The sequence below is a fragment of the Pseudaminobacter soli (ex Zhang et al. 2022) genome, assembly GCF_014595955.1.
GTDB lineage: Bacteria > Pseudomonadota > Alphaproteobacteria > Rhizobiales > Rhizobiaceae > Kumtagia > Kumtagia pseudosoli.
This window is the reverse complement of the sequence record NZ_JABVCF010000024.1, coordinates 1-15,615: the sequence shown is the minus strand read 5'-3', so window position 1 is coordinate 15,615 and position 15,615 is coordinate 1. Positions and strand designations below refer to the sequence as shown.

At 60.8% G+C, this 15,615-nt stretch carries 21 protein-coding genes; 12 read left to right on the top strand and 9 right to left on the bottom strand.

The window, feature by feature from the left end; genetic code table 11:
* Positions 1-67: 67 nt before the first annotated feature.
* On the bottom strand, positions 68-496 hold the full coding sequence (locus HUI96_RS27600; protein ID WP_188257917.1) for a hypothetical protein: 429 nt from the start codon (positions 494-496) through the stop codon (positions 68-70).
* Between the two features lie 434 nt (positions 497-930).
* On the opposite strand from HUI96_RS27600, the gene HUI96_RS27595 reads away from it, so the two are divergent.
* From HUI96_RS27595 to HUI96_RS27580, 4 genes are all read left to right on the top strand, one after another.
* Entirely contained in the window at positions 931-1,767 is an 837-nt protein-coding gene (locus HUI96_RS27595; protein ID WP_188257916.1) for an alpha/beta fold hydrolase, read from the top strand.
* 179 nt (positions 1,768-1,946) lie between these two features.
* Complete coding sequence (locus HUI96_RS27590; protein ID WP_188257915.1) at positions 1,947-2,432, top strand: DUF305 domain-containing protein; 486 nt, start codon at positions 1,947-1,949, stop codon at positions 2,430-2,432.
* A 47-nt stretch (positions 2,433-2,479) separates the two neighbouring features.
* Entirely contained in the window at positions 2,480-3,946 is a 1,467-nt protein-coding gene (locus tag HUI96_RS27585) for a YncE family protein (protein WP_188257914.1), read from the top strand.
* A 143-nt stretch (positions 3,947-4,089) separates the two neighbouring features.
* Complete coding sequence (locus HUI96_RS27580; RefSeq protein ID WP_188257913.1) at positions 4,090-4,440, top strand: DUF302 domain-containing protein; 351 nt, start codon at positions 4,090-4,092, stop codon at positions 4,438-4,440.
* Between the two features lie 447 nt (positions 4,441-4,887).
* On the opposite strand, the gene HUI96_RS27575 is transcribed toward HUI96_RS27580, so the two are convergent.
* On the bottom strand, positions 4,888-5,916 hold the full coding sequence (locus HUI96_RS27575) for an IS110 family transposase (RefSeq protein ID WP_188257912.1): 1,029 nt from the start codon (positions 5,914-5,916) through the stop codon (positions 4,888-4,890).
* A 159-nt stretch (positions 5,917-6,075) separates the two neighbouring features.
* On the opposite strand from HUI96_RS27575, the gene HUI96_RS27570 reads away from it, so the two are divergent.
* The 3 genes from HUI96_RS27570 (at position 6,076) to HUI96_RS27560 (ending at position 7,176) form a co-directional block, all read left to right on the top strand.
* Entirely contained in the window at positions 6,076-6,282 is a 207-nt protein-coding gene (locus HUI96_RS27570; protein WP_188257911.1) for a hypothetical protein, read from the top strand.
* 195 nt (positions 6,283-6,477) lie between these two features.
* Positions 6,478-6,771: a hypothetical protein gene (locus HUI96_RS27565; protein ID WP_188257910.1), complete on the top strand. Its 294-nt coding sequence runs from the start codon at positions 6,478-6,480 to the stop codon at positions 6,769-6,771.
* 186 nt (positions 6,772-6,957) lie between these two features.
* Entirely contained in the window at positions 6,958-7,176 is a 219-nt protein-coding gene (locus HUI96_RS27560; RefSeq protein ID WP_188257909.1) for a DUF982 domain-containing protein, read from the top strand.
* Positions 7,177-7,733: 557 nt separating this feature from the next.
* On the opposite strand, the gene HUI96_RS27555 is transcribed toward HUI96_RS27560, so the two are convergent.
* The 6 genes from HUI96_RS27555 to groES form a co-directional block, all read right to left on the bottom strand.
* The gene (locus HUI96_RS27555; protein WP_188257908.1) at positions 7,734-8,036 is read right to left on the bottom strand and encodes a hypothetical protein; all 303 of its coding nucleotides are present in this window, start codon (positions 8,034-8,036) and stop codon (positions 7,734-7,736) included.
* Between the two features lie 217 nt (positions 8,037-8,253).
* The gene (locus HUI96_RS30395; protein ID WP_425299314.1) at positions 8,254-8,643 is read right to left on the bottom strand and encodes a hypothetical protein; all 390 of its coding nucleotides are present in this window, start codon (positions 8,641-8,643) and stop codon (positions 8,254-8,256) included.
* Positions 8,644-8,697: 54 nt separating this feature from the next.
* Positions 8,698-8,907 (bottom strand): cold-shock protein, encoded by a 210-nt coding sequence (locus HUI96_RS27545; protein ID WP_003504088.1) that lies wholly within the window; start codon positions 8,905-8,907, stop codon positions 8,698-8,700.
* 330 nt (positions 8,908-9,237) lie between these two features.
* Positions 9,238-9,522 carry a hypothetical protein gene (locus HUI96_RS27540; protein ID WP_188257907.1) on the bottom strand — a complete coding sequence of 95 codons (285 nt, stop codon included), beginning with the start codon at positions 9,520-9,522 and terminating at the stop codon, positions 9,238-9,240.
* Between the two features lie 63 nt (positions 9,523-9,585).
* Complete coding sequence (gene groL, locus HUI96_RS27535) at positions 9,586-11,214, bottom strand: chaperonin GroEL (RefSeq protein ID WP_188257906.1); 1,629 nt, start codon at positions 11,212-11,214, stop codon at positions 9,586-9,588.
* 57 nt (positions 11,215-11,271) lie between these two features.
* Positions 11,272-11,586, bottom strand: coding sequence for a co-chaperone GroES (gene groES / locus HUI96_RS27530; protein WP_188257905.1), 315 nt, complete (start codon positions 11,584-11,586; stop codon positions 11,272-11,274).
* Positions 11,587-11,912: 326 nt separating this feature from the next.
* Between groES and HUI96_RS27525 the strand changes: the two genes are divergently transcribed.
* The 5 genes from HUI96_RS27525 to HUI96_RS27505 all read left to right on the top strand — a co-directional run bounded on the left by HUI96_RS27525 (position 11,913) and on the right by HUI96_RS27505 (position 14,258).
* Positions 11,913-12,251, top strand: coding sequence for a hypothetical protein (locus HUI96_RS27525; RefSeq protein ID WP_188257904.1), 339 nt, complete (start codon positions 11,913-11,915; stop codon positions 12,249-12,251).
* 20 nt (positions 12,252-12,271) lie between these two features.
* Entirely contained in the window at positions 12,272-12,550 is a 279-nt protein-coding gene (locus HUI96_RS27520; protein WP_188257945.1) for an usg protein, read from the top strand.
* A gap of 240 nt (positions 12,551-12,790) precedes the next feature.
* Positions 12,791-13,267 carry an Hsp20 family protein gene (locus tag HUI96_RS27515; protein WP_188257903.1) on the top strand — a complete coding sequence of 159 codons (477 nt, stop codon included), beginning with the start codon at positions 12,791-12,793 and terminating at the stop codon, positions 13,265-13,267.
* An 89-nt stretch (positions 13,268-13,356) separates the two neighbouring features.
* Complete coding sequence (locus HUI96_RS27510) at positions 13,357-13,866, top strand: Hsp20/alpha crystallin family protein (protein ID WP_188257902.1); 510 nt, start codon at positions 13,357-13,359, stop codon at positions 13,864-13,866.
* A 98-nt stretch (positions 13,867-13,964) separates the two neighbouring features.
* On the top strand, positions 13,965-14,258 hold the full coding sequence (locus HUI96_RS27505; RefSeq protein WP_188257901.1) for a DUF982 domain-containing protein: 294 nt from the start codon (positions 13,965-13,967) through the stop codon (positions 14,256-14,258).
* 433 nt (positions 14,259-14,691) lie between these two features.
* Here HUI96_RS27505 and HUI96_RS27500 read toward each other — a convergent pair.
* On the bottom strand, positions 14,692-15,615 hold a 924-nt coding region (locus HUI96_RS27500; RefSeq protein ID WP_188257900.1), incomplete at its 5' end, for a terminase gpA endonuclease subunit.

Here is a 15,615-nt window from a genome sequence, read left to right as displayed (position 1 = left end):
AGGCAGCCCGCCTCAGAGGCGGACTGCCAGCACGGGCGCGAGATAATTGCGACAATCATCCTGACGTTCAGGATGCCTTCTTTCTGTCTGCCTCGGCGCGAGCAACAATGGCGTCGTAAACAGCCAGTTCGGCTTGATCGATCGATGCGACGGCATAGTCGACCGCCAGCGAAGCCTCCATTTCCAAGGCCTTGGCGTGGTTTTCGGCGTGCTTGACGTCCCTCTCGTGCTTTCGTTCGGCAATCCCAGCCTTGAGTGCCGCCTTGTCCGCGTTGATCTTCGCCTGCACCGCCTTCCATTTTTCGGCGAGGGTGCTGCCGACAGCATGCATGTCCTGATTCACTTTCGCTATCGACGCCTCCACAGTGGCGCGAGATTCCTCCCTTCGAGCGATAATTTTGTCGTGGGCTTCCTTTTGCGCAGCGGCAATGTGGTCTTCGGCTTGTTTCGCATGGGCAGACATCTCGGCCAGACTTTCGGATAGCATTTTGGCCATGGTCGTTCTCCTTGGTAGGAAATCGCCCTGCCTGTCTGAAGGCAGACGGGACTGCCCGTTGAGCAAGCGCGAAATCATCTCCACTGGAAATGACATGAATCAACCACCGGGATGATTTTCTGTGCGAGAGTTTCGACGGCGGGCGCATTGCCGCGCCGACTGTCCTGGATGGGCGGACATGACGATGGCACTGGACGCGGCATGTACATGCCTTGCTGACCAAACGGCCTGACCATACACCGCGATCTCTTTCTGTCGTAGGGAGCGGTGTCTCGCACCAAACCCGCGCCGAAAGCCGCTTCCCTGGATCGGCGCGGTGCTAAGTCGAATATGCGTGGCTGCTGCATTTGAAAACAGCCGCATAGTGCGGGCAGGTGTCACGAGACAGCAGCGCCGGTCCTGCCGGCCGGCTCCGTGGCAAGGGATCACATGCCATGGCATACATTACCACCAAAGACGGCACCCGGATCTTCTACAAGGATTGGGGTCCTAGAGACGCTCAGCCGATCATGTTCCACCATGGCTGGCCCTTGAGTGCTGATGACTGGGATAACCAGTTGATGTTTTTCCTGGCGGAAGGATTTCGCGTGATCGCCCACGACCGCCGGGGCCATGGGCGGTCGGACCAAACCGACGGCGGCAACGAGATGGACACCTATGCAGCCGATGTCGCCGAGCTGGTCACGGCGCTCGACCTGAAGAGCGCGATCCATATCGGTCACTCGACCGGTGGCGGCGAGGTCGCCCGTTATGTGGCGCGCGCCGAACCCGGACGCGTGGCCAAGGCCGTGTTGATCGACGCGGTACCTCCGGTGATGGTCAAGAAGGATTCCAATCCGGGCGGAACGCCGATCGAGGTATTCGACGGGTTCCGCACCGCGCTTGCCGCCAACCGCGCCCAATTTTATCTCGATGTTCCGAGCGGCCCGTTCTACGGCTTCAACCGGCCAGGCGCGAAGGTGTCGGAGGGTCTGATCCGCAACTGGTGGCGGCAGGCCATGATGGGGAGCGTCAAGGCCGGGTATGAGTGCATCAAGGCCTTCTCCGAGACCGACTTCACCGAGGATCTGAAGGCGATCGACGTGCCGGTGCTGGTGATCCACAGCGAGGACGACCAGATCGTGCCCTATGCCGACGCAGGCCCACTGACGGTCAAGCTCCTGAAGAACGGCTCGCTCAAGACCTACAAGGACCTACCGCACGGCTTGTGCCAGACCCATCCGGAGATCGTGAATCCGGAGATACTTGTCTTCATTAGTGGGAGCAAGTGAACGCGGCCAGCAGGCCGCCATCGCCTGCGCCTGCTTGACTTGTGCATTGTGCGGGCCCGGGGAAGCTGCCGGACCCGCACAAGTGAAGGCGCGCATTGGCTGGCCCCTGCCTCCGGACAAAAGGCACGAGCTGATGCGAGCACACTGAATTTGTGCGGCGGATCGGCCGGGAAGTTTCCATGGTCAGGCAACGACTGCTTCTCTCAAAAGGCCGAACCTCTCTTCTCCGGCGGGCGTTGATTGCCTCCGCTCTTTTCGCTGCCGCTGAAGCACTCGCCGCATGCTCCGAACAACCACGCTTGCTCGCTGACTATCTAGCGGCAATCTGCTCGTCTTCCTCACGCTCGCCGTCAGCCGAAGAGGACCCGTTTCTTCAACAAAACGCCGGCGCCATGGAGAAGATGATGACCGGCATGAGTGTCCAGCCGTCCGGCGATATCGATCGCGACTTCGTGGAAATGATGGTGCCTCACCATCAGGGCGCGATCGAGATGGCACAGGCTGAATTGCGCTACGGCCACAATGAGCGGCTCAAGCGCATGGCACAGGAAATCATCGTTACGCAGCAGCAAGAGATCGCTGCGATGCGGCTGGCGTTGGACGAAACGTTGCCCCCAGCCACGCCATCGCCGGACGATCTTTCTGGCACTGGGCCAGCCAATTAGGAGACGCCAGCCTCGAACTTTCCCCGTCACTGGACAGGAGCTGAAACATGAAGCGCTTTTCGATGACGGCTCTGGTGCTGAGCTCAGCAACGCTTCTGACAGCGGGCTGGGCTATGGCCGGTCAGGCGCCGGGTGCGGCCGCCGACCCCGACATCCCGATCAGCCATCACGACCGCGTCTATGCCGCTGAGCAGTTCTCCAACACGGTTTCAGTGACGGATCCTGCCGACAACAAGCTGCTTGGCGTCATCAGGCTGGGAGAACCTGCGCCGGCGAATTTCAGCCCCTTATACAAGGGCCAGCTCCTGGTGCATGGCATGGGCTTCTCGCCCGATCATCGTACCATTGCCGTCGTTGCGATCGGGTCGAACGCCGTTACCTTCGTCGACACCGCGACCAACGCCGTCAAGCACGTCACCTATGTCGGCCGGGCGCCGCACGAGGCCTTTTTCACCCCCGACGGCAAAGAGGTTTGGGTGACCGTTCGCGGGGAGAACTATGTCAGCGTTTTGGATGGAACAACTTTTGAAGAAAAGACGCGGATAACCGTTCCCAACGGACCTGGGATGACGATCTTCTCGCCCGACGGAAAATACGGCTACGTTTGCTCCTCGTTCAATCCCGAAACCGTGGCCATCACCGTTGCCGACCACAAGATCGTCGGCCACATCAAACAGGAGAGTCCGTTCTGTCCGAACATCGCGGCCACTCCTGATGGCAAGCAGGTTTGGTTTACGCTGAAGGATACGGGAAAGACCCAGGTCTTCGACGCATTGCCCCCGTTCTCGTTGCTCAAGACGCTCGACACCGGTCCGATCTCCAACCACGTCAACTTCGGGCGCAATGCGCATGGCCTGTTCGCCTATGTCACGGTTGGCGGGCTCAACGAGGTGCAGGTATTCCGTACCGATAATTTCAGCAAAGTGGCCACGATTCCTGTCGGCAAGCTTCCGCATGGCATCTGGCCGTCCGGCGACGGAACGCGGGTCTATGTCGGTCTGGAGAACGAGGACAAGCTGGCGGCGATCGATACGACCAGCAACACGGTGATCGCGAACGTTCCGATCGGTCAGGCGGCACAGGCTGTCGTCTACGTTCCGAACGCAGTACCGGAGGGTGGGGGAACCGAAGGTTTGCAGCCGCTCGGGGTCGCCGGTCAGTCCGCCCATTTCACCATGAGGTCTGCCTCCGATTATTCCGCGCGTGCCGCTAAAGCCCCGACCAGCGTGGCACTGTTCGATCAGGGACTGGTCCAAGTGCTGGAGGCCGCAGTTACCGGCCTCGAAGCCAAGCATCCCTATGTTCTGGCATTGGCGGAGCACGTCGATGGCAAAGGCAAGCTCGAGCCGCTGAGCAGCTTCATGACCAATCCCGCCGGCTCAGCGATCGTGAATGCGATTGGTCCGATCCGCCAGTTGGTTCTCAGCGAAGCAGAGGCGCCACACCGCTACCTCGTCATTGTATCCGGCTCGGCGACGGAGTCTGGCCAGCCCGTACAAATTCAAGCGGAGTGAACATTGTTCATTCGGTCGTCGGATAGGCACGGCGCATTTCTTCTGCAGGGCAAAGCGCTGTTCCTTGGCGCCGTGACCTCGTTATTGGGAGCGCAGGCAAGGGCAACGGACGGATTGATCTCGGTATGCAGCCGACAGAAACTATGAAGCGGCTTGAAGCCGAGGTCAGGGCGAAGGGCCTGACGGTCTTTGCGCATATCGATCACACGGCAGGCGCCGCCGAGGCAGGGCTTCAGTTGCGGCCGACCGATCTCATCATCTTTGGAAATGCCAAAGGCGGCACGCCCTTGATGCAGTCGGTTCAGACGATCGGAATAGACCTACCGCTGAAGGCGCTGGTCTGGCAGGACGCCTCCGAAAACACCTGGCTTTCGTACAACGATCCGGCCTGGTTCGCCAAACGGCATGGGGCGGATCACGAAGTCCAAGCCACGATCGAGGCCCTGAGCGCCGCCCCGATTGCACTGGCAAAGAAGGCGACCACCTCGCCATAAAACGGCGGTGGCGGGCTGTGTCGGCAGCCCTCGCTCATCATTGGAACGTCCGCTTCTTGCGACTTCCCTCCGAAACCCGAAGGGCTGCTTCCGGCCCGTTTTAGCCGTCCGACAGCTCTGCGCCGCATATGGGCCGTAGATGTCAGTATTGCCGGTGCCCGGAAGCAAACATCTTCGCAGTACATGAGGGGCAACTGCGCCGACCCCTGTCAATCGGCCCTTTAATTGCGAGTAGCTGTCAATCCGTTTTGTTCTGTCTGCCATCGCCGGGGTCATGGTCCTTTCCGAGGTCTATGCCTCATGATGATGTTCGGGTCGGGTGCCTCAACGTGCGCAACGACATTCGATGTCGACGTCAGCCGATTGAACGAGGTCACCTCAACCGCCGTCCCGGCGGGGACAACAGGCCGCTCGGCGGCCCGAGATGGTCTCAGATGACGAAGCGGATTACGCGGCCTTCTCCTTCCCCCATTCGAAGCTGGTGCCATCGACCCATATGCAGTGCAGCAGGACCGCAATCTTGCGTGCGACCGCCACTTTCGCCTTCTTCATCCCGATACGTTTCGACAGACGCGTGCCCCAGGCTTTCAGCGTCGACCATTTCTTTGTCCGGTGCATGAGCACGCTGGCCGCCTCGTAGAGATAGGTTCGCAAGAGGCGATCGCCCCAGCGCGAGACGCGGCCGTTGATGTCCGTTTCGCCGGATTGTTTTCGTCGTGGCGTCAAACCGAGATAGGCGCCGACCGTGGCGGCGGAACGGAAGCGCGAGGGGGCATCGATTGTATGACGGAATGTCAATGCCGTCACCACACCGATGCCGGGAACCGTCATCAGCCGGCGGGTGGTCTCATCCTCATGAGCAAGAGACCGTATCTGTCGGTCGAACTTCTCCTGTTCACGGCAGACCTGTTCGTGGATTGTCAGCAGCGCCTCGATCACGGGCAGGAGGTGATGACCGTCCGCGACCAGTTCCCTCACCTTGCGTCGAAACTGCGAACACACCGAGCGGCCGAACTGCAGCCCGTATTCTTTCAGCATCGACCGGACCTGATTTTCGAGATCGCGGCGGATAGCGACCAGGCGCGACCGCGCCACCAGCAGCGAGCGAGTCGCCTGGCTCTCGGTGCTCTTGACCTTGACCTCGCGATACCAGCCGACGCGGACCAGCTCAGCTAACCCACGGGCATCGTTGTCGTCGCTCTTGTTCATGCGCACCGACAGCACAGCCTTCGCATGGCGGGCATCGATGCAGACGACCGGCAGCCCAACCCGTTTGAGTTCATGCCAAAGCCAGCTGGACATGGCACCCGTCTCGAAGCCGATCCGTTCGGCATGGGGTGCTCGCTTGCGAAGCAACTGGGTCAAAGCGCCTGGATCGGATTTTGCCCTTCCCTGGAATAGGACTTTGCCAGCATCGTCGACAACGCAGACGCTGGTCTCCCTCTGCGACACATCCAACCCGACATATTGCTTCATGCTGATCTCCTCTCTCCAAACCTTCTTCGGCCGTGGCCGTCGATGATGCCTTCGCAGGAGGAGCGATGACAGCAATTACGTCATCGTGCGCAAAACTGACCCCTGATCGGCGTCCAATTTTTGCACGCCGATTCACACCAGAAAGCATTGGAGGATCACTTGGGCACTGGCCGGACGATTATCGTCGGCGGCACGCACAACGGCAAGCGGATCATCTCGGAACCGCTGTCCGTTACAGAAGCGATCTTGCGCTTTCAATGGATGCGGGATCGCGGCTATTCCATTCTCACCATGACCGACAGCACCACTGGCCACGACTACGACGTGGACCAATTCTCGCCACCACCATCCTGGGAGAAGCACTAGACCGTAACAGCGCGAATGCGCCGGCTCATTGCGATGCCTGCCGCTCCTAGCCAGTGGCGGGTTATTAGTCGCCTCAAAACAGTAGGCGGTCAGAGGAGGCGGTATGCCCTATGATCTTGTTGTCGGCAGCCATTTTGCGGGCGCTGCTGGCGAGGGCGTTCACCGAGCCCTGGCCCCAACCACAAGGAGGACATTATGTCTTCCACCTATCTCACCTCCAACGACATGAAGATGATCGAGCGACTGCTCGCCGAGGCTCCGAAAGACGAGACTTACGCCAGTTCCGAGGTCGAGACAGCTCAGGTGCGCCTACTCATCCACGCCTTTGAAAGCGGGATCTCGACCGAGGCCGAATTGCGAGGCCGTTTGGTCTCGGACAATTTGACCCGCGGCGGGACGCGCACTGAGGTACAGCGGCGAATAGACAACGACACGAACGGCACACGCCGCCGCGCCAGGGAGATGAAGGAGAGGCATCAGCTAGTGTGATTAACTTCTGCTAGCTCCTTGCTGACCGCAGCGAAAAGCGCGGTTCAAGTCGGAAACTTCCGGTTCGGCTAGTTCCGCCCTCTCGCCTTGCCTTTTCTTTCCTACGGAAACTTCTAACTGACCAACGGCAGCCGCCGCCTAACCGGCCTGTGTTTCTCGAACAGCTTAGCTTGTCGACGGACGCAGATGGAAAGCTCTACGGGGGAGGTGAAATCGGTGTCATCGCCGAAGGACGCGATGGCGTACCTACTGACTGCCTGGCCGGGCAAACGCGGGCTGAAGCATCGTGAGGCCCTGCAGGTGCAGGCCTGCCATGACGCTATAGCTGGAGAGAAATCGGCAACCTCCGCACGGAAGAGTTTTGTTGCCGCGGCAAAGGAGGCGGGCGTTCTTTTATCGACGTAGCGCCGCGGCAGATAGTTCACCGAGGCGCGTGGTCAGCCCCGTCCTCTTCGACCTCAGCTGAATCAGAACCCTGCGAACGCTCGCCGCCTGTTTTACCGCAAGCTTCTCAGCCTTCTTAGCTGCCTTGATGCGCTCTTGATCTTTCCGTTCATGGGTATAGTTCGGTGGCCTTGGCATGGCTGCTCCTTCTCACAGGGAAACCGCTAAGGTAACTCATTACAACGATGCCTACGGCGCACCGGCCCACCCTGCCGTCATCTGTAAACGCCAGAAAGCCCCCTTCATCGCGGACGTTTGTCATGAACGCTACCGAACGGCTTGCCTCTACTCAGCTCGTTCCCAATATCGGCCGCAGCTTAGATGAAGCACGAAACCCCATTGCCTGAAGCTCGCCGCCTGGCAGCATAAGGCGAAACTCCATATCGAGACGGTCTGCACCCTCCCGGGCGGGCAAGTGCCATATAGCAACTTCCAAATCCTTTAACCCCCTTCGGGTAACACTGATTCGGATTAGTGCGCGGGGTGTCGTTCGAACCAGACGGCCTTCTCGATCCGGTTCATTCCAGGTCAGAATAGAAGTCGCAAATCAGATGGGCGACTTTTGCCGCCTCAAAATCCGTCATGTGCGCCGCATTCTCGACCGCTGCCGTCCCCAAATCATCCTGATCGACTGCCAGCAGATCGAGGATGCGGGCGAACTTAAACCTAAGCTCGGTATAGCCCTCGAATTCGTCAATGGTGACCTCAAGGATGCACTCCGTTGCGGCGATCAGGCGAGTCTGGATAGGGTCGGCCGAGGCCGCAAGGGCCCGTAGCGCGGCAAAGAATTGGGCGCGCGCATTGGCATGTGTTTCGTCCATGGAGGGTGCTTTCTTCGCCGCCCTTCACTCCTCGACGTGAGGCGTGAGGCGCGACATACGAGTACAGGGGAGTGCGAGCCTTAAAAGTCGAGGCGGGCCGGGTATCCTCGGCACTTGCCTGGAGTGCTCGTTGGCAGGTGTGCGTAGCGAGATTCCCGTCGGAGGTGCGGTCAAACTACGCGCCAGAAGTGGCGGGGCGGTCGCGCATCAAGCGCGGTCAAACGTGAACGATGTGAGTAAGGTTGTAACGAAATTGCTCGCCTTTTCTTTCACGAGCACCTCCGTCCATAACAGGTGTTGTTAGGTCGTCCTGGTGCCTTTTGGGGAGGAGGGAAGGCGTCGCCGCCGCACGGTCCTGCACTTCTTTTGCAAGGCGTGCTTCACGAAGCCGCAGCGTCCTTTCCTGGCTGGACCGAGCGAGGGAGTCCAACTCATTGACGGAGTTGTTACGAGCGAAAAATTGCGATTGAGCATGGCTGAAGGCAATCTCCGCCTGCTGGCGAGATTTGCTGCACGTTTGAGACAAGGTCTTTTCCGGATGGGAGGCCGCCAGGTACCGCGGCAATAAAAAAGGCCAGGCAATCTGCCTGACCTTGATCGGTATCATACTCTCGACAGTGCCAGTACATCCGTGGTCAACGGAAAGCAGATACTGGATGACTTAAGCGGCCTGGAGATTGCAGGCAGACATTTTGCCCGATTTATTGTCGCGCTCCAGTTCGAAGCCGATCTTCTGGCCTTCGACGAGTTCGCGCATACCTGCGCGCTCGACAGCCGAGATGTGGACGAACGCATCGGCGCCGCCATTGTCAGGCTGGATGAAGCCAAAGCCCTTGGTGGAATTAAACCATTTAACTGTGCCAGTGGTCATGATGAACCCTTCCATAGCAATACGGGAAACCACAACGCCGAAGCGCTGCAGATGGTGATAGCGATTTTTGAAAGAAAAGGTTCGTTCAGGGCGCGGTGCCAAACGCGTCGTAACCAAAGCTCAGCAAGCAAATATCGATTGCGGACATTTAGGATAGTCCTGTCGAGCTGTCAACTTCTAGATTTCGGAAAACAGCGGCCTCGCCATATGGTTGTGCCCGGCAGCCGACCTAAGCCCCCGCTGCGGCTGGTCACTCTACGTCGCGCCGCTCGTAGCTGCGCAGGGACGCCCAGCCTAATTTCGAGGCATGCGAGCAAGCCGGCCTGCGATTCATGTCGTGTTCCCTTGCTGGTGGTCAGTGCTGGCGGTCGGGCGATCCGCTGCGGGTCCAGCCCCGCTTGCGGATGTTTTGGAAGCGGCGGATAGGTGCTGTGCGGCCAGGAACATCAAAGTCGACGCGGCGGTGCGCCGGTTCCAGCCCGCAGCCTCGGCCATGCCCAGCAGGCTTTCCAGCAGCGGCCGCAAGGCGTCGCGACATTCCGTTTCGTAAGCAAGCAATTCGCTCTTTGAATGTGTCGGCGCCGGAACCGATCCGATGTCGGGCATCGTATTCATGTTAGTCTCCGAGGATTGGCAGGACGATGCCCGCCCCGGGGAGGGCGGGCATCGATCGACGCCTCAGAAGTCCATGCCGGCCCCAGCGGGCATGGCAGGCGCGGCTTCCTTCTTCGGCTTCTCCGCGACCATCGCCTCGGTGGTCACCAGCAGGCCGGCAACCGAAGCAGCATCCTGCAGCGCCGTGCGCACGACCTTCGCCGGGTCGATCACGCCCTGGGCATAGAGATCGCCGAATTCGCCGGTCTGGGCGTTCCAGCCCCAGGCATAGTCCGACTTCTCGCGCAGCTTGCCGACGACGATCGAGCCTTCCGCGCCGGCGTTCTCGGCGATCTGCCTGGCTGGCGCCTCGATGGCGCGGCGCACGATGTCGATGCCGTACTTCTGGTCGGCATTGTCGGTCGGCACATTGTCCAGCGCCTTCGCCGCTCGCAGCAGGGCAACGCCGCCGCCGGGCAGAATGCCTTCCTCGACCGCCGCACGGGTGGCATGCAGCGCGTCGTCGACCCGGTCCTTCTTCTCCTTGACCTCGACCTCGGTCGCGCCGCCGACGCGGATCACCGCAACGCCGCCCGCGAGCTTCGCCAGGCGTTCCTGCAGCTTCTCGCGGTCATAGTCGGAGGTGGTCTCCTCGATCTGGGCCTTGATCTGGCTGACGCGGCCCTGGATCTCCTCCTTCCGCCCGGCACCGTCGACAATGGTCGTGTTCTCCTTCTCGATCACCACCTTCTTGGCGCGGCCGAGCATCTGCAGCGTCACGTTCTCGAGCTTGATGCCGAGATCCTCGGAGATGGCGGTGCCGCCGGTGAGGATGGCGATGTCCTCGAGCATCGCCTTGCGACGGTCACCAAAGCCCGGCGCCTTGACGGCCGCAACCTTGAGGCCGCCGCGCAGTTTGTTGACGACGAGCGTCGCCAGCGCCTCGCCCTCCACGTCCTCGGCGATGATCAGCAGCGGCTTGCCAGACTGGACGACGGCTTCGAGCACGGGAAGCATCGCCTGGAGATTGCCGAGCTTCTTCTCATGGATGAGCACATAAGGCTCTTCCAGTTCGACCCGCATCTTGTCCTGATTGGTGATGAAGTAGGGCGAGAGATAGCCGCGGTCGAACTGCATGCCCTCGACCACTTCGAGTTCCGTCTCGGCGGTCTTGGCTTCCTCGACGGTGATGACGCCTTCATTGCCGACCTTCTGCATCGCTTCGGCGAGGAAGCGGCCGATGTCGGCATCGCCATTGGCCGAGATGGTACCCACCTGGGCGATCTCATCATTGTGGGTGATCTTGCGGGCATTGGCCTTCAGTTCGGCCACCACGGCGTCCACCGCCTTGTCGATGCCGCGCTTCAGATCCATCGGGTTCATGCCGGAGGCGACGGCTTTGGCGCCCTCGCGGACGATCGCTTGGGCGAGAACGGTCGCGGTCGTGGTGCCGTCCCCGGCTAGATCATTGGTCTTGGACGCCACCTCGCGGACCATCTGGGCGCCCATATTCTCGAACTTGTCCTCGAGTTCGATCTCCTTGGCGACGGTGACGCCGTCCTTGGTGATGCGCGGGGCGCCGAACGACTTATCGATGACGACGTTGCGGCCCTTCGGGCCGAGGGTCACCTTCACCGCGTTGGCGAGGATGTCGACGCCGCGCAGCATGCGCTCACGCGCTTCGGAATGGAATTTGACTTCCTTGGCAGCCATTGGATCACTCCTTCAATAGGCAGTTTCGTTGACTGGTTTGGTGGGTCGAAGAAGCCGTCAGGCGGCCTTCTTCAGGGTGGCGGTCTGCTCGACGACGCCCATCACGTCGCTCTCCTTCATGATGAGCAGGTCCTCGCCATTCAGTTTGATCTCCGTGCCGGACCATTTGCCAAACAGGATTCGGTCACCGACCTTGACGTCGAGCTCGACCAGCTTGCCGCTCTCGTCGCGCGCGCCCGGACCGACAGCGATGACCTCGCCCTCTTGCGGCTTTTCCTTGGCTGTGTCGGGGATGATGATGCCGCCTGCGGTCTTCTCCTCGGCTTCGATGCGGCGGACCAGGATTCGGTCGTGCAATGGACGGAACGCCATATTGTTCTCCTTCAGGACAAACAGGTTTTGAGGTTCCTCCGTCCGATCCGGGCAGGACCGGAACGGGGCTCGCGCAACCCTTTCCGGCATTGCGCGTTTTCGAGCTAATTTTGCCTTCTTCTACTTTCAAGAGGCGTCGCAAAATTTTTTGGCACTCGCGCCTATCGAGTGCTAGCGCCCTGATAACATGTAGCTAATTCGCTGAAAGGGAGCGCTCTAGCGCTTGAATTTTCCAAGCGGTCGAACAAAATTATTCGGGCCCTCGCCAATGGCGAAGCTGGTTTGACCGAAACCGCACAAGGAGTTTTTGGACTACGGAGGATCCAATGGATCGACAGAAGCCCTCGCCGATCATCCCTTCTCTTGTTCCCGAAACATCTGACCTGGGGCTTGACCGGCTCTTGTCGCCGGCAAGGCATTTCAAGCATCCGAATGAAGTCTTGAACGACCAGACGCTCGACCTTTCGGAAAAGCGGGCGATCCTGTCGTCCTGGGCTTCTGACGCGTGTGCCGTTGAAGCCGTTCCGGCGCTGCGCCAGCCGCCGGGCGCCAAGCTGCCGGTTTCCTTCGATCAGATCATGGAGGCGCTTTGCAGGCTCGATGACGCGGGTCGACCAGCGCCAGCAGCCAGCGACCGACCCGTACCTGACCGGCTGGATGCATGACGCGGCATTCGAAGAAGGACATGGCGACTGTCGTCAGCAAGGAATTCCGCCTGCAGATGCAAGGCTATGGCTTGACCACGGCCGAAATCCACTACCACCTGCCTGATCACCCAAGCCTCCTGCAGCTCTATGTCTGGCAGGAGTATGATCTGGCCCCGCACTTTCCCGAACTGAAAGGCTTTCTCGATTACTGGGCGCGCGAGTTGGAGGGCGCACTTCACTCGGTCCGCGTCGCCCACAAGACGCTGATCAGGCCATCGGAGTGGCGCACCGTCGACGGCGTCATCGCGATTCAATGAAGCAAGTGGAGGTCGCTCTCCAACCCGAGATCACCAAGGAGATGCATCTCGCCTGGGTTGCCGGAGCCGAACTGGCAATTCACCGCCCTAGTCCCTCTTGAATACAGTGGGCCGCAAACTAGATCGATATTGCTGGCTGCCCAATGGGGGCCGGCATCTTAACTCCAAGAGGCGTCAGGGCTGCACAGCCGCGTCCTTGGCGCCTGCTTGTACCCATGTTGCTCAATGGAGGATGTGGCTATGAGAACCACTTTCGACTTCACTCCCCTGTTCCGGTCGAGCGTCGGCTTCGACCGCGTCTTCGACATGCTGGAGAATGCGAGCCGTGTCAGCACGATTGATAGCTGGCCTCCCTATGACATCACCAAGGCTGGTGAGGACGAGTACCGCATCAGCTTGGCGGTAGCCGGCTTCTCCGAAAGCGAGGTGTCGGTAACGCACGAGCCTAATATTCTCGTGATTGCGGGGCAGAAGGCCGACGACGAACAAGGTGAGTACCTGCACCGCGGCATTGCTGGCCGTGGCTTCCAGCGCCGCTTCGAGCTGGCCGACTTCGTCAAGGTGGTTGGCGCCAATCTCGTCAACGGCATGCTGACCATCGATCTGAAGCGCGAAATCCCTGAAGAGATGAAGCCACGCCGCATTCAGATCGCGAGCGGAAGCCCGTCACCAATGATCGAAGCCACAAAGGCCAAGGGCGAGCAGAAGGCGGCCTAAGACTACCCAATCGCAGAACTCTGCCCGAGCCGGGCATTGCACCCGGCTCGGTTGCGGAGCTTCGCCGGAACGAATGAGAGGAGATGATTATGAGCGTACGTGATCTGATCCCGTGGGGCCGAGGCAACGGCAATCAGGTCCCAAGCCTGTTCCGTGATCCGGACCGGGATCCATTCCTGTCCCTTCACCGTGAGGTCAACCGGCTCTTCGATGACGTGTTCCGCGGCTTCGATAGCCGGCTGCCGGCATTGGGCTCTTCCTTCGGGGCACGCTGGCCGAACATCGAGGTCTCTGACACCGAGAAGGAGTTGGGCGTTTCCGCCGAGATTCCGGGCATGGACGAAAAGGATATCGAAGTGCTGCTGGAGGATGGGGTGCTAACGCTCAGGGGCGAGAAGCACTCCGAAACAGAGGATAAGGACCGGCAGTTCTCAGAGCGCTTCTACGGTCGGTTCGAGCGCCGGATTCCGCTCGGTTACGAGATAGAGGAAGGCAAGGTTAACGCCTCCTTCAAGAACGGCGTCCTCACCGTCACCCTGCCCAAGACCGAGAAGGCGCAGCGGAATGCCAAGCGCATCGCCATCAATGGTTCGAGCTGACGCACCAGAATGCAGGCAGTCGCCAAGGCGGCTGCCTGCATTCAGCTAATTGCCAAAACCGGCCGTGTGTCACTGAACTCGCGGTTTGAGAGGAACAAATGAACCCGAAGACATTCGAAAAGCCAGTCTACCTGAAGCAGGGCAAGTACCTGGTGCGGGAGATCACGACCGTCGACGAAGCGATAGATTTCCTGGAGGAGTGGCCGGAGGAGAAACGAGATCTCATTCACGAAACTGCTTACAGGACCTGCCTCATGGCCCATGATGGCCAAAAGCCGTTGGGGGTGGCTCGCGACGCCATCCGAGCCTTCGGCAAGAAGAAGGGTATCCTCGAGAAAGCCCCTGAAGTCAGGCCCATCAACCAGGTCTCGGGCGGCAGAGTCCCTGCATAACGGCTATCAGCGGAGAGGCTGCCGCGAGGCCTCTTCGCTCCATATCCACTTGGAGGTATCAGTCAGAGTCACGCGTTCGACTGCCCCCTTTTAGACCACGTCTGCTGTGGCCCGTGGCTGACGATGCGTCCGGAAGCTCAGTTCTCCTGGCGGCGGTAGGCCCGAGGTGGAACGCCAGGCTTAGCAGGTCACCCCAGGAAGAGTTACCCTCTGCGATCTTGGCGGCACGGCGTGCGGCTGCCTCCTTCTTGCCGAGCGGGGGCTCGCGGGGAGGGGGTGTCGTCTCCACCCAGCCGAAGCGGGCTCTTGAGGGCGAAACTGGCTGGAGATCGGCCCAGTGGGAGGGGATCCGCGGTAGGCGAGCGTTGCTTCAATGAGTGGCATGGTGAATGGACTGCAAAGAGGCACAGTCGGTCGCTCGTCGCTGTGCTCGCTACGCCATCCAAGAGCTTCGCCGCACGCGCCGCCCCTGTGGCCGCCTGCTTCGGGCCGAACGTGGCTGCTGCGGCGGCATTGAAGGACTGGCTGCGGCGTTAGGATCGGCTGACGGTGCCGCTACGACCAGTGGCTCTGCCCGCAGCCCAAATTCTGCCTCGAGATCGGCCCAGTGCGAGGGCGGCCAGCGGTCGGCGCCGATCAGCCAGGCGGCGGCGCGGGCATAGACGCGGCAGTCGAGGGCTTCGTTGCGTTCTCTGAGCTTCTGCCATTCCAGCCGCGAGAAGCCGCGCCTGGTGCGCACCGTCACCAGCTGCTCGCCGACAAACTGCTTGCACCACTCGCTGTCGATCCAGGTGGGAAGATGGATGGTGCCGGCCGGGTAGCGTGCTCCGGCTTCCCGTTCCTCCTCGCTGGGCCGCGGCAGGCGCAGGAAGCGATAGGTCTCGGCCTTGAAGGTGGAGCCGGCCACCGTCCAGAGTTTGGCGCCGCGGCGGAGGCGCTTGCCGCGGGCGGTGGCGTCGACATAGGTCGGGCCGGTGACGGGGCTGGCCCGGTTGAAGCTTTCGACGCCCTTGATCGGCGCGACATGGGACGAACCGGAGCGCCTCGCCCAGGCATAGACGGCCGGCGCCTCAAAGCCGGTGTCGATCGCCAGCCGCAGGATGCGCATCGCCTTGCCCGAGGCGCTTTGCCAGGTGCGTGACAACAGCGCGTCGAGCCCGGCCCAGCAGGCCTCGTCGCCCGGTCCGCCATCGAGCACGACATGATCGACGAGCCAGCTTTCCAGCCCGTGGCCCCAGGCCCAGACATCGACCTCGATGCGGTCCTTCTGCACATCGGCGCCGGCGGTGAGGAACAGCCCGCCAGCCGGCACGGATCCGGCCGGCCAGGCCTCGCGGCGGTCATGCAGGCGCTGCCA

Coding starts and splice junctions, on each gene's coding strand:
- HUI96_RS27600 (WP_188257917.1), bottom strand. CDS start 496: ATGGCCAAAATGCTATCCGAAAGTCTGGCCGAGATGTCTGCCCATGCG.
- HUI96_RS27595 (WP_188257916.1), top strand. CDS start 931: ATGGCATACATTACCACCAAAGACGGCACCCGGATCTTCTACAAGGAT.
- HUI96_RS27590 (WP_188257915.1), top strand. CDS start 1,947: ATGGTCAGGCAACGACTGCTTCTCTCAAAAGGCCGAACCTCTCTTCTC.
- HUI96_RS27585 (WP_188257914.1), top strand. CDS start 2,480: ATGAAGCGCTTTTCGATGACGGCTCTGGTGCTGAGCTCAGCAACGCTT.
- HUI96_RS27580 (WP_188257913.1), top strand. CDS start 4,090: ATGAAGCGGCTTGAAGCCGAGGTCAGGGCGAAGGGCCTGACGGTCTTT.
- HUI96_RS27575 (WP_188257912.1), bottom strand. CDS start 5,916: ATGAAGCAATATGTCGGGTTGGATGTGTCGCAGAGGGAGACCAGCGTC.
- HUI96_RS27565 (WP_188257910.1), top strand. CDS start 6,478: ATGTCTTCCACCTATCTCACCTCCAACGACATGAAGATGATCGAGCGA.
- HUI96_RS27560 (WP_188257909.1), top strand. CDS start 6,958: ATGGAAAGCTCTACGGGGGAGGTGAAATCGGTGTCATCGCCGAAGGAC.
- HUI96_RS27555 (WP_188257908.1), bottom strand. CDS start 8,036: ATGGACGAAACACATGCCAATGCGCGCGCCCAATTCTTTGCCGCGCTA.
- HUI96_RS30395 (WP_425299314.1), bottom strand. CDS start 8,643: ATGATACCGATCAAGGTCAGGCAGATTGCCTGGCCTTTTTTATTGCCG.
- HUI96_RS27545 (WP_003504088.1), bottom strand. CDS start 8,907: ATGACCACTGGCACAGTTAAATGGTTTAATTCCACCAAGGGCTTTGGC.
- HUI96_RS27540 (WP_188257907.1), bottom strand. CDS start 9,522: ATGAATACGATGCCCGACATCGGATCGGTTCCGGCGCCGACACATTCA.
- groL (WP_188257906.1), bottom strand. CDS start 11,214: ATGGCTGCCAAGGAAGTCAAATTCCATTCCGAAGCGCGTGAGCGCATG.
- groES (WP_188257905.1), bottom strand. CDS start 11,586: ATGGCGTTCCGTCCATTGCACGACCGAATCCTGGTCCGCCGCATCGAA.
- HUI96_RS27525 (WP_188257904.1), top strand. CDS start 11,913: ATGGATCGACAGAAGCCCTCGCCGATCATCCCTTCTCTTGTTCCCGAA.
- HUI96_RS27520 (WP_188257945.1), top strand. CDS start 12,272: ATGGCGACTGTCGTCAGCAAGGAATTCCGCCTGCAGATGCAAGGCTAT.
- HUI96_RS27515 (WP_188257903.1), top strand. CDS start 12,791: ATGAGAACCACTTTCGACTTCACTCCCCTGTTCCGGTCGAGCGTCGGC.
- HUI96_RS27510 (WP_188257902.1), top strand. CDS start 13,357: ATGAGCGTACGTGATCTGATCCCGTGGGGCCGAGGCAACGGCAATCAG.
- HUI96_RS27505 (WP_188257901.1), top strand. CDS start 13,965: ATGAACCCGAAGACATTCGAAAAGCCAGTCTACCTGAAGCAGGGCAAG.